Genomic DNA, 12,013 nt, shown 5'->3' on the forward strand with positions numbered 1-12,013 from the left:
TGGCGCTGGGCAGGCGCTCGGCGCCGGGCGGCAGCGGCGCGTGCGGCTCGGCCGGCAGCGTGCACACGGCCTGAACACCGTGCGCGTGGTCATCGTCGGCGACGCGGCCAGCGCCGTCGAACTGTACCGCCGCGCCCAGGGCGAGGACAAATGCGAGTACCACATCCAGGCCGTGTGCACGCTGCCGGCCGAGCCGCACGCGCCGCTGCCGCCCGGCGCCGAGCGCCTGCCCAGCGCCAGCGCCCTGCCCGGCTACGCGCGCTGCTGCGCCATCGACGAGATCTGGATCGCCCTGCCCATCGGCCAGGCCGCCCAGGTGCGCGCGCTGCAGCACCTGCTGCGCAACACCCTGGTCGAGCTGCGCTGGGTCCTGGACCTGCAAGGCCTGCAACTGCTGCGCTTCAATATGGAACAGTTCCTGGGCGCCCCGGTGCTGACCCTGAACTGCCCCGACACCAGCGAGCTGAGCAAGCTGGGCAAGTACCTGTTCGACAAGCTGTTCGCGCTGGCCGCCATGCTGCTGCTGTCGCCGCTGCTGGCCGGGATCTGGGTCGCCGTCAAGCTCAGCTCGCCCGGCCCGGCGCTGTTCCTGCAGCCGCGCACCGGCCTGAACGGCCAGGTGTTCAAGGTCTACAAATTCCGCACCATGCACTGGCAGGGCGAGGCCGAAGGCGCGGCGCTGCGCCAGGCCAGCAAGAGCGACGCGCGGGTGACGCGCCTGGGCGCCTTCCTGCGGCGCACCAGCCTGGACGAACTGCCGCAGTTCCTCAACGTGCTGCGCGGCGAGATGTCCATCGTCGGCCCGCGCCCGCACGCGGTGCAGCACACCGACTTGTACAGCGACCTGCTGCCGGTGTACATGATACGGCACCGCGCCAAGCCCGGCATCACTGGCTGGGCGCAGATCAACGGCTGCCGCGGGGAAACCGAGACGGCGGAAAAGATGAGCAAACGGGTCCAGTTCGATGTCGAATACATCCGCAACTGGTCGCTGTGGATGGATGTGCGCATAGTGGTCTGGACCGCGCTGCGGGGCTGGACCGGGAACGATGTCTATTGAGCCGGCGCCGGTGGGCCGGCATTTTTCAGGAGGAAGCCATGGGTAACGAACTAAACAAGCGCATCTACGTCGCCGGCCACAACGGCATGGTGGGGGCGGCCATCGTGCGCGCGCTGCGGCGGCGCGGCTACAGCAACATCATCACGCGCAGCCACGCGCGGCTGGACCTGACCGACCAGGCCCAGGTACGCAGCTTTTTCCAGGCCGAGGCCATCGACGAGATCTACCTGGCCGCCGCCACCGTGGGCGGCATCCACGCCAACAACACCTACCCGGCCGAGTTCATCTACTCCAACCTGGTGATCCAGTCCAACGTCATCCACGAGGCCTGGCGCCACGGCATCAACAAGCTGCTGTTCCTCGGCTCGTCCTGCATCTATCCGCGCCTGAATGCGCAGCCGATCAGCGAATCGTCGCTGATGAGCGGCGCCCTGGAGCCCACCAACGAGCCCTACGCCATCGCCAAGATTGCCGGCATCAAGATGTGCGAGAGCTACAACCGCCAGTACGGCACCACCTTCCGCAGCGTGATGCCGACCAATCTGTACGGACCGGGCGACAACTACCACCCGGAGAACAGCCACGTGATCCCGGCCATGCTGCGCCGCTTCCACGCCGCCAAGATCAGCGGCCAGAAGGAAGTGACGATCTGGGGCACCGGCAACGCCCGGCGCGAGTTCCTGTTCGTCGACGACATGGCGCAAGCCTGCCTGCACGTGATGCAACTCGGCTGCAAGACCTACCAGAACGCCACCTCGCAGCAGCAGTCGCACATCAACGTGGGCACCGGCAGCGACATCACGATAGCCGAACTGGCCATGACCATCGCCGCCGTGGTCGGCTACCAGGGCAAGATGCGCTTCGATCCCAGCCAGCCCGAGGGCACGCCGCAAAAGCTGCTCGACGTGAGCAAGCTGGCGGCGCTGGGCTGGCGCGCCCAGGTCGGGCTGGAGGCGGGCCTGCAGGAGACCTACCACAGCTATTGCCGGGCCGACGCCGAGGGCGACCGCCACGCGCGCGCGCGCGGCCTGGACGCGCTGTCCCAGCAACTGCGGCGCTCCTTCAGCGGCCAGGCGCTGCACTACCACGCCTACCAGGACATGAGCGCGCCGACCTGAGCGCGCCGCGCCGCCGCTCAGTGCTGCGCCAGCGCCGCCTCGATGCCCTGGCACAGGCGGCGCGCCATATTCTCCACCGTGTACCGGCCGCCGCTCGCGCGCGCGGCCTCACTCAGGGCCGCCAGCTGCGCCGGATTGCGCAGCACCGCCACCGCCGCCGCCGCGTAGCTGTCCAGGTCGTTGGGCGTCATGATGCCGTTGCGGCCCGATTCCAGATAGGCGATCTCGGGCGAATGCAGGCCGCAGTCGGTGGTCAGCATCGGCTTGCCGCTGGCGAAGGAATCCAGGATGCCCAGGCCCACCAGGCCGGGATTGAGCATCACGTCGGCCAGCCGCAGCGCCACGCATTTGTCGCGCCCGCTGAGCGGCCCGAGGAAGTGGATCCAGCGGTCGGACGCGGCGGCCGCCTGCAGCGCTGCCTGATCCGGGCCGGCGCCGACGATGAGCAGCTCGAAGCCGGGCAGCGCGGCGCGCACGCGGCGCGCCGCCGCCAGCAGGAAATCGAGCCGCTTTTCATGGTACAGCGACCCCAGGTACAGTCCCACCGGCCCGCCCCCCAGGCCCAGCCGGGCGCGCCAGCGCGCCAGCTCGAGTTCGCCGATATCGGCGCACAGCGCCACCATCTCGGTCGTGTCGGCGGCGTTCTCGACCACCGTGGTGCGCTCGCGCGGGAAGCCGGCCGCCTCGATCAGCCTGGCGCTCATGTCGGTGTAGGCGAACCACCAGTCGGCGCGCCCCACGGTCCAGCGCTTGAAGCGCTCCTTCCAGCCGCCCGGCCGCTCCGACTGCAGGTTGGCGCCATGGCCCCAGAACGCCAGCCGGCTGGGGCGGGCGACCAGCATCAGCCACAGGTTGTACAGGATTTTGTTCTCGTGCATGACCACCACCATGTCGGCCGCGCGCGCCTGGCGCCCGTAGGGCTGCCAGCAGACCCGGTAGCGCAGCGCATAGTGGGTCGGGATAGGCACCGCCCACGGCAAGCTGGCCTCGTTGCGCTTCATCTGCTCGGCCGGCGTGCCCTGCCCGACCAGCAGCGTGAGCGCGATGCCGCGCTCGGCCAGCAGCGCGCGCAGCTGCTGGTACAGCCCGATCCGGTAGTTGAGCAGCTGGCGCTCGACGATCACCACCGACGGCCAGGAACGGTAGCGCCCGTCGGTCTGCGCGGCGGCGTTGCCGGCCACCGCGTTGCGGCAGGCGCTGGCCAGGCCGGCGCCTGCCCGCTCGAAGGTGTAGTCCGCCACCAGCGCGCGGCTGCGCTCGGAACAGCGCACCCAGTGCGCCTCGTCCTGCAGCAGGGCCTGGGCGCGGTCGGCCCAGCGCTGCACGTCGAGTCCGCACACATAGCCGTTCTCGCCGTCGCGCACCAGTTCGTGCGCGGCGCCGGCGTGCGGCGAGGCCAGCACCGGCATGCCGGCCGCGCAGGCCTCGTTGACCACCACGCCCCACGGGTCCCAGCGGCTGGGGAACAGGAACACGCGCGCGGCGCGGTACATGCCGGGCAGCTCGGCCTGCGACAGGAAGCCGGCGAAGTGGGCCTCGACCAGGCCGGGATAGAGGGCGGCGGCGGCGCGCACCTGGGCGTCCAGCGTGCCCGAGCCGACGAACAGCATGCGCACCGGGCGCCGCAGCCGGCGCGCCAGTTCCAGCGCCACGGCCAGCGCGAACAGCGGATCCTTGACCGCCTCCATGCGCCCGCAAAACATCAGGTCGTAGGGCCGCAGCGCCGCCGGCGCCGGGCCGCCGTAGGCCGCGTTGTCGACGCACAGGCAGGACAGGAAGCGGCGCTGCGCGGGCAGGCGGTAGGCGTCGAACAGCGCCAGGCCGCCGGCGCTGGCCGCCACGTGGCCGTGCGAGCGCGCGAACACGAAGCGCCGCACCAGCCGGTGCAGCGCGCTGAGCGTGCGCTCGGAGTCGGCCGTGCCGTCGGTCATGGTGACATGCGGGATGCCGCGCCGGCGCGCGTAGACAAAGGCGAACAGGTGGGTGGGATTGAAGCCGTCGGTGACCACCACGTCCGGCCGCCAGCCGGCCAGCGCCTGGAACACGTCGGGATTGCAGTGGATGTAGCGCTCGCGGTATTTGAACACGCGCGGGCGCAGGATGGCCAGCTCGCAGCGCGGCGGCGGATAGTCCCACAGGCGGTTGTCCTCCTGCTCGGCGCAGGCGATCACGCGCACGGTCACGCCGGGCTGCGCGGCGAGCGCGGAAAACACCGGCGTGCGGTACGGGGCCAGGATATTGGTGACGATGGCGATTCTCAGCATGGGAGTCCTCATGGCGGGGGGAAATGGGGCCGGGGGCCGGCACTTCATTGAACCCGTTCGGCGCGCGCCGGTGTTGACTACCGTCACTTCCGCAGCGGGGCGGCGCCCCACCCCGCTGCCGTCAAGCGCCGGCGTGACCGCTATCAAAAGCCGCCCGCCAAGCCGACCCTACACTGCAGTCAGATGCCGCGCCACGGAGCCGGCACGCCACTTTGCCGAGGAGTCCCGATGCCTACTTCCCCCCCGCCGCGGCGCGCGCCGCGCTGGCCCTGGCCGCTGGCCGGCCTGCTGTGCACAGCCTGCACCGCCAGCCTGCCCAATATGCAGGGCGTGCAGCACGCGCCGGCCGGCGCCACCGCCGTCGCTCCCATCCCGATCACCCAGCAGCTGCTGGCCGAGCAGGAGGCCGCGCGCCGCCGCCAGCTGCAGGACCTGAGCGTGTTCGCCGGTCCCGCCGCGCCCTACGCCATCGGCCCGGGCGACCTGCTGTCCATCACGGTGTGGGGCCACCCCGAACTGGCGGCGGCCCAGCTGGCCACGCCGGGACCGCAGCTGAGTCCCGGCGAGCAGGCCGCCGCCAGCACCGTGCCGGGCTTCCTGGTGGGGCCGGACGGCCGCCTGCAGTTTCCCTTTGCCGGCGCGCTGCAGGTGGGCGGCCTGAACGAACAGCAGGCCGGCGACCTGCTGGCGGCCAAGCTGGCGCGCGTGCTCAACCAGCCGTCGGTGACGCTGCGCGTGCTGGCCTTCCGCAGCCAGCGCATCTACATCGACGGCGAAGTCAAGGCGCCCGGCCTGCAGCCGCTGGACAACCAGCCCATGCACCTGGTCGAGGCGCTCAACCGCGCCGGCGGCATGCTGCCCAGCGCCGACCAGAGCCGCATCAGCATCGTGCGCGGCGGCGCCAGCTACCGGGTCGACCTGCCGGCCCTGATACGGCACGGCGGCGACCCCACCGCCATCGTGCTGCGGCACGGCGACCTGGTGCGGGTGGCATCGGGCGAGGAAGGCAAGGTCTTCCTGACCGGCGAAGTGACCACGCCCAAGGCGGTGGCCATGCACAGCGGGCGCCTGACATTGAACGAGGCGCTGGGCGAGGCCGGCGGCGTGAGCCCGGTCAGCGGCGACGCGCGCCAGATCTACGTGGTGCGGCGCGTGGGCGACGAGTCGCAGGTGTTCCGCCTCGACGCGCGCGAGCCCGGCGCGCTGGCCATCGCCGAGCACTTCGAACTGAGCGCGCGCGACACGGTGTTTGTCGCGCCCAACGGCCTGACCAGCTGGAACCGCACGCTGAGCCTGCTGATCCCGGGCTCGCTGCCGGCCGCGGTCGGCACCGGCACCGGACGCTAGGAGACCGCATGCGCCCCCACGATCCCAAGCTGCCGGCGCTGGCGCCCTACCACGCAGCGCCGCTGCAGCCGGCCCCGCCGCCGCCGCGCCACGAGGCCGAGGTGGAGCTGTCCGCCTACGCGCGCCTGCTGGCCGAGAGCCGCTGGCACATCCTGGGCATCACGCTGGCCTGCCTGCTGGCCGGCCTGCTCTACCTGGCGCTGGCGCAGCCGGTCTACGAGGCCAGCCTGCTGGTGCACGTGGAGGAGGACAAGCCGAACAACGCCAAGAGCATGATAGGCGAGATCTCCTCGCTGTTCGAGGTGAAGGCGGCGGCCATCTCGGAGATGGAGCTGATCAAGTCGCGCATGGTGATCGGCAAGTCGGTCGACCGGCTCGGCCTGTACATCGACGCGCGGCCCGAGTACCTGCCGCTGGTCGGGCGCCTGATCGCCGCCCAGCGCAGCGGCCTGTCCGAACCCGGCCTGTTCGGCCATGGCGGCTATGTCTGGGGCGCCGAGAAGATCAGCGTCGACGAGCTGTATGCGCCCGAGCCGCTGCAGGACGCCGAATTCGTGCTCACCGTGCTCGACGGCGGCCAGTTCCTGCTGACCCAGCGCGCGTATGGCCTGGCCATGCGCGGCCAGGTCGGCCCGCGGCAGGTGTTCAGCCTGCCGCAAGGCCGGCTGACGGTGCGCGTGGCGGCCATCGAGGCGCGCCCCGGCGCGCGCTTCCGCCTGCGCTACCTGCCCAAGCTGGCCGCCATCGAGCGGGTGCAGAAGGCCATGACGGTGGCCGAGATCGGCAAGCAGTCCGGGCTGATCGGCGTCACGCTGGAGGGCGGCGACCCGCAGCAGGTGTTCCTGGTGCTCAGCGAGATCGGCCGCGAGTATGTGCACCAGAACGTGACCCGCAAGCTGGAGGAGGCCGAGAAGTCGCTGGACTTCCTCGACAAGCAGCTGCCCGACATCCAGCAGCGCCTGGAGCGCTCCGAGGCCGAGTACTACCGCTACCGCAACAGCCGCGGCACCATCGACCTGGGCGAGGAAGCCAAGATCAGCCTGCAGCAGGCCGCCGCCGCCCGCGCCAAGCGCCTGGAACTGCAGCAAAAACGCCAGGACATGCTGGTCGGCTTCACCGCCGGCCACCCGCTGGTGCAAGCGCTGGAGCAGCAGCTGGCCGCCACCAACGCCGAGATCGCGCGCGCCGACAGCCATGTGCGCGGCCTGCCGCTGATGGAGCGCGAACTGCTGCGCCTGAACCGCGAGATGAAGCTGAACAGCGACCTGTACGGCACGCTGCTGAACTCGGCGCAGCAGCTGCGCCTGGTCAAGGCGGGCAAGGTCAGCAACGTGCGCCTGGTGGACCAGCCCATGCTGCCGAAAAACCCGGCGCGCCCCGAGCGCGGCAAGGTGATCGGCCTGGCGCTGGCGGCCGGGCTGGCCATCGGCCTGGGCTACGCCTGCCTGCGCCGCCTGCTGCACCAGGGCATAGACACGCCGGCCCAGCTCGAGCGCCTGCTGGGCCAGCGCGTGGTGTACGCCAGCGTGCCGCACAGCATGGCCGAGCAGGAGCTGGACCGGCACGGCGTGGCGCGCCTGCTGGCCTGCGCCGCGCCGGCCGACCCCGCCATCGAGAACCTGCGCGGCCTGCGCACCGCGCTGCACAGCGTGCAGCCGCATCTGCGCAACAGCATCGTGCAGATCAGCGCGCCGCACGCCGGCCTGGGCCAGTCCTTCATCACCGCCAACCTGGCCGCCCTGCTGGCATTGAGCGGCAAGCGCGTGCTGCTGGTCGACGCCGACCTGCGCGCCGGCCAGCTGCACCGGCGCTTCGGCCGCGAGCGCGCCGGCGGCCTGACCGAGGTGCTGGCCGGCCGCCTGCCGCCGGCGCGCCTGATCGTGCCGGCCGGCCCGGAGCGGCTGGACCTGCTGTGCACCGGCGCGCTGCCGCCCAATCCGGCCGAGTTCCTGCTGCACCCGGGCTTCGCCGAGCTGCTGCAGAACATGGCGCGCGAGTACGACTGGGTGCTGGTCGACACGCCGCCGCTGCTGGCCGTGTCCGACCCCCTGGCCAGCGCCGCGCTGGCCGGCGCGGTGTTCCTGCTGGCCGGCGCCGGCGTGACCACCGAGGCCGACATCAACGAAGCGCTCAAGCGCCTGCAGCAGGGCGGCGCGGCCACGCAAGGCATCGTCTTCAACGACAGCCGGCGGCGCCCGGCCGCCGTGGCGGCGCGCCCGCGCTGGCGCCTGCTGGGCCGGAGCGCCTAGCCCCCTTCCACCGGAACCGCAACAGGAGCCCCATGCAAACTGCCCACCATCCCCCTGCCGCCGGCGCCGCGCCGGCCGCCGCGCCCTTCGGCGCCGCCCGCCACGTCAGCTGCCAGCGCGGCGCGGCCGGCGTCGGCCAGGCGCTGACCCGGCTGTACGGCAATCTGTACGCCTCGCTGCCGCACTTCGCGCTCGACCACGACCTGGACGACTGCCACGCCTACGCGGTGCACCAGGACAGCCGCCTGCGCGTGCTGCTGGTGTTCGTGCTGCGCGGCGGCCGGGTGCAGGTGCTGAACGAAGTGATCGCGCTCGACGGCCCGGAGCTGGACGCCTTCGCCGACTACGTGTTCCGCCACTTCCCTGCCGCGCAGGCGGTCTGCCTGCGCGCGGTGCGGGTGGCGCGCTGGGCCGCGCGCCACCCCTGCCAGCACTACGACTACCTGGAAGACACGGTGATCACGCTGCCGCCCTCGGAGGCCGACTACCACGCCAGCCTGGGCAAGAACGCGCGCCGCAACCTGCGGCGCTACCACAGCGCCCTGCTGCAAGACCATCCGGACGCGGTGTTCGAGCTGGCCGCGCCGGACGACGCCGAGGCCGTGCACGCCATCGTGGCGCTGAACCACGCGCGCATGGCCGGCAAGCACAAGCGCTCGGCGCTGGACGCCGAGGAGGCGCGCCGCATCGCGCTGCTGGCGCGCGAGGGCGCCGTGATCGGCGTGGTGCGGATCGGCGGGCGCATCTGCGCCGGCGGCGTGGCCACCACCAACGGCGGCAACTGCTTCCTGCTGGTGCTGGCGCACGACCCGGCCTACGACGACTACAGCCTGGGCTTCTGGTGCTGCTACCGCACCATCGCCGCCTGCATCGAGCGCGGCGCCCGCGAGTTCCATTTCCTGTGGGGCCGCTACTACTACAAGCGCGCCCTGCTCGGCGAGGAGCGCGCGCTGGACCGGGTGCTGCTGTACCGCTCGGCCTGGGCCGCGCTGCGCCAGGCGCCGCTGGCGCTGGCGGCCTGGCGCCACAGCCTGGGCCGCCGCGCGCTGCTGTGGCTGCACAGCCGCAAGGACGCGCACGGCCCGCTGGCGCGGCGCCTGCTGGCGGCCCAGGCCACGCTGCGGCGCTGGCGCCACGCCTTGCGCCCCCTGCCCACCCCCACCCCGGAGGAATGATGCTGATCGATACCCGCACCCTGGACCAGGACAGCCTGCTCGACACCACCGTCTGCATCATCGGCGGCGGCGTGGCCGGCATCACGCTGGCGCTGGAAATGGAAGCCATGGGCATCCCCGCCTGCCTGCTCGAGAGCGGCGGCCTGGGACCGGACAACGCCAACCGCGACCTGTACCGCGGCGAGGACGTGGGCCTGCCCTACCAGTTCGCCGACGGCTGCCGCAGCCGCTACCTGGGCGGCAGCTCGAACTGCTGGGGCGGCTGGTGCCGGCCGCTCGACCCCTGGGACTTCCAGCGCCGCGACTGGATCCCGCACAGCGGCTGGCCCTTCGGCGCCGACGAGCTGGCGCCCTACTACCGGCGCGCGCAAAGCGTGCTTCAGCTGGGACCGGACAACTTCTCGCCGGCCTACTGGGAGGCGCGCATCGGCCGCCCGGACGTGCGCCGCCTGCCGCTGCCGAGCGGGCGCGTGCGCGACACCTTGTCCCAGTTCAGCCCGCCGGTCCGCTTCGGCAAGGCCTACCGCGCCGACCTGGCGCGCGCGCGCCATGTGCGCGTGTGCCTGCACGCCAACGCCGTCAACCTGGCCACCGACGCCGGCGCGCGCCAGGTGCGCCAGGTGGACGTGGCCACGCTGAGCGGGCGCCGGCTGGCGGTGCGCGCGCGCTGCTACATCCTGGCCTGCGGCGGCATCGAGAACGCGCGCCTGCTGCTGGCATCGAACCGCATCGCCCCGGCCGGCCTGGGCAACGGCGCCGGCGTGGTGGGGCGCTATTTCATGGACCACCCGCGGCTGCAGCGCGCCAGCGTGCAGTTCGCGCCCGGCTGGCAGCGCAACAAGCTGTTCGACATCAAATACCACTACCTGAACCGGGCGGTGGCGGCCGGCGGCGTGCACGTGGCGGCCCAGCTGGCCCTGAGCGAGGAGACGCTGGCGCGCGAGCGCCTGCTCAACGCGCGGGTCTGGTTCAATTCCGAGTTTCCCGGCGAGGGCTCGGCCGCCGCCGCCGCCCTGTACCGCTGCAAGCAGGCCGCGTTGCGCAAGGAGCAGCCGGGCTGGCGCCTGGGCGCCGACCTGGCCACCATGGCGGCCCATCCGATCGACACCCTGGGCTACGGCCTGACCCGGCTGTGCCACCCGCGCGGCCTGGTGCGCCGCGTGCGCCTGCAGGCCATCGTCGAGCCCGAGCCGGACCCGGACAGCCGCGTCACCCTGTCGCCCACCGAGCGCGACGCGCTGGGCCTGCCGCGCGTGCGCGTCGACTGGCGCCTGGGGCCGCGCGTGCAGCGCACCTTCGACCGCACGCTGGCCATCATCGCCGACGAGCTGCGCCTGGGCGGCGTGGCCACGGTGGCGCTGGAGCCGCCGCTCGAGGGCGGCGCGTGGCCGTCCACGCTGGAGCGCGAGGGCACCTGGCACCACATGGGCACCACCCGCATGCACAGCAACCCCGCCTTCGGCGTGGTCGACCGCGACTGCCGCGTGCACGGCATGGCCAATCTCTACCTGGCCGGCAGCTCGGTGTTCCCCACCGCCGGCGCCAACTTCCCCACCATCACGCTGACGGCGCTGGCGCTGCGCCTGGCGCGCCATGTGGGCGCCGTGCTGCGCGCCGAGGCCGCCGCCTGACCCTTTTCCCAACCGACCGGAGTTACCGCATGAACCTGTCTTCCCCGCTTCCGCCCCGCCCCGCCGGCCTGACCGCGCTGATCACCGGCGTCACCGGCCAGGACGGCGCCTACCTGGCCGAACTGCTGCTCGAAAAAGGCTACCGGGTGCACGGCCTGCGCCGGCGCAGCTCGCTGCCCAACACCAGCCGCATCGACCACCTGCTGGCCGACGGCGGCCTGACCCTGCACGACGGCGACCTGACCGACGCCAGCTCGCTGCAGCGGGTGGTGGCGGCGCTGCGCCCGGACGAGGTGTACAACCTGGCCGCCCAGAGCGACGTGGCGGTCTCGTTCGCCGAGGCCGAGTACACCGCCAACGCCGACGCGCTCGGCCCGCTGCGCCTGCTCGAAGCGCTGCGCACCCAGGGCCTGGCGGCGCACACGCGCTACTACCAGGCCTCGACCTCGGAGCTGTTCGGCCAGGTGCGCCAGGTGCCGCAGAGCGAGCGCACGCCGTTCGCGCCGCGCAGCCCCTACGCGGCGGCCAAGCTGTACGCCTACTGGATCACGGTCAACTACCGCGAAGCCTACGGCATGTACGCCTGCAACGGCATCCTGTTCAACCACGAGTCGCCGCGCCGCGGCGAGCAATTCGTCACCCGCAAGATCACGCTGGGCCTGGCGCGCGCGGCCTGCGGCCTGCAAAGCGGGATCGCGCTGGGCAACCTGGACGCGCTGCGCGACTGGGGCCATGCGCGCGAATACGTGCAGATGCAGTGGCTGATGCTGCAGCAAGCGCGCGCCGAGGACTATGTGATCGCCAGCGGCGAGCAGCACAGCGTGCGCGCCTTCGTCGACGCGGCCGCCGCCACCTTGGGCATCGTGCTCGAGTGGCGCGGCGCCGGCGTGCACGAGACGGCCACGGTGCGGGCGGTGGCGCCCGGCCACGGCGCGACGCACTGCCGCCCGGGCCAGGTGCTGGTGCGGGTCGACCCGGCGCTGTACCGGCCGACCGAGGTCGAGACGCTGCTGGGCGACGCCGGCAAGGCGCACCGCGAACTGGGCTGGGCGCCGCGCGTGGGCTTCCAGCAGCTGGTGGCCGAGATGATGCAGGCCGACCTGGCCGCGGTGCGCGCCGGCGCCGCCGGCCGCGGCAGCTAGTGGTGGCCAGCGTCACGCCGGCGCGGC

The 12,013-nt window shown here is 72.5% G+C and carries 8 protein-coding genes; 7 read left to right on the forward strand and 1 reads right to left on the reverse strand.

The window, feature by feature from the left end; all coding sequences use genetic code 11:
* On the forward strand, positions 1-1,060 hold a 1,060-nt coding region (locus GTP77_RS29105; RefSeq protein WP_161075642.1), incomplete at its 5' end, for an exopolysaccharide biosynthesis polyprenyl glycosylphosphotransferase.
* A gap of 38 nt (positions 1,061-1,098) precedes the next feature.
* Positions 1,099-2,178 carry a GDP-L-fucose synthase gene (gene fcl, locus GTP77_RS29110; RefSeq protein WP_161075643.1) on the forward strand — a complete coding sequence of 360 codons (1,080 nt, stop codon included), beginning with the start codon at positions 1,099-1,101 and terminating at the stop codon, positions 2,176-2,178.
* A 17-nt stretch (positions 2,179-2,195) separates the two neighbouring features.
* Here the strand turns inward: fcl and GTP77_RS29115 are convergent, their stop codons facing one another.
* Entirely contained in the window at positions 2,196-4,442 is a 2,247-nt protein-coding gene (locus tag GTP77_RS29115; RefSeq protein WP_161075644.1) for a glycosyltransferase family 4 protein, read from the reverse strand.
* A 228-nt stretch (positions 4,443-4,670) separates the two neighbouring features.
* Between GTP77_RS29115 and GTP77_RS29120 the strand changes: the two genes are divergently transcribed.
* Genes GTP77_RS29120 through gmd form a run of 5 tightly spaced genes read left to right on the forward strand, consistent with a single transcriptional unit; the run spans position 4,671 to position 11,986 of the window.
* Positions 4,671-5,789, forward strand: a complete 1,119-nt coding sequence (locus GTP77_RS29120) for a polysaccharide biosynthesis/export family protein (RefSeq protein ID WP_161075645.1) — start codon at positions 4,671-4,673, stop codon at positions 5,787-5,789.
* Between the two features lie 8 nt (positions 5,790-5,797).
* Positions 5,798-8,038 (forward strand): GNVR domain-containing protein, encoded by a 2,241-nt coding sequence (locus GTP77_RS29125; protein WP_161075646.1) that lies wholly within the window; start codon positions 5,798-5,800, stop codon positions 8,036-8,038.
* Positions 8,039-8,070: 32 nt separating this feature from the next.
* Entirely contained in the window at positions 8,071-9,213 is a 1,143-nt protein-coding gene (locus tag GTP77_RS29130) for a GNAT family N-acetyltransferase (protein ID WP_161075647.1), read from the forward strand.
* The gene (locus GTP77_RS29135) at positions 9,213-10,844 is read left to right on the forward strand and encodes an FAD-dependent oxidoreductase (RefSeq protein ID WP_161075649.1); all 1,632 of its coding nucleotides are present in this window, start codon (positions 9,213-9,215) and stop codon (positions 10,842-10,844) included. Before GTP77_RS29130 ends, GTP77_RS29135 begins: the two co-directional genes overlap by 1 nt.
* Before the next feature lie 29 nt (positions 10,845-10,873).
* The gene (gene gmd, locus GTP77_RS29140; RefSeq protein ID WP_161075648.1) at positions 10,874-11,986 is read left to right on the forward strand and encodes a GDP-mannose 4,6-dehydratase; all 1,113 of its coding nucleotides are present in this window, start codon (positions 10,874-10,876) and stop codon (positions 11,984-11,986) included.
* The last annotated feature ends 27 nt before the right edge of the window (positions 11,987-12,013 follow it).

Source organism: Pseudoduganella aquatica (assembly GCF_009857595.1).
GTDB classification, from domain to species: Bacteria; Pseudomonadota; Gammaproteobacteria; order Burkholderiales; family Burkholderiaceae_D; genus Rugamonas; species Rugamonas aquatica_A.

Coding starts and splice junctions, on each gene's coding strand:
- GTP77_RS29115 (WP_161075644.1), bottom strand. CDS start 4,442: ATGCTGAGAATCGCCATCGTCACCAATATCCTGGCCCCGTACCGCACG.
- gmd (WP_161075648.1), top strand. CDS start 10,874: ATGAACCTGTCTTCCCCGCTTCCGCCCCGCCCCGCCGGCCTGACCGCG.
- GTP77_RS29130 (WP_161075647.1), top strand. CDS start 8,071: ATGCAAACTGCCCACCATCCCCCTGCCGCCGGCGCCGCGCCGGCCGCC.
- GTP77_RS29125 (WP_161075646.1), top strand. CDS start 5,798: ATGCGCCCCCACGATCCCAAGCTGCCGGCGCTGGCGCCCTACCACGCA.
- fcl (WP_161075643.1), top strand. CDS start 1,099: ATGGGTAACGAACTAAACAAGCGCATCTACGTCGCCGGCCACAACGGC.
- GTP77_RS29120 (WP_161075645.1), top strand. CDS start 4,671: ATGCCTACTTCCCCCCCGCCGCGGCGCGCGCCGCGCTGGCCCTGGCCG.
- GTP77_RS29135 (WP_161075649.1), top strand. CDS start 9,213: ATGCTGATCGATACCCGCACCCTGGACCAGGACAGCCTGCTCGACACC.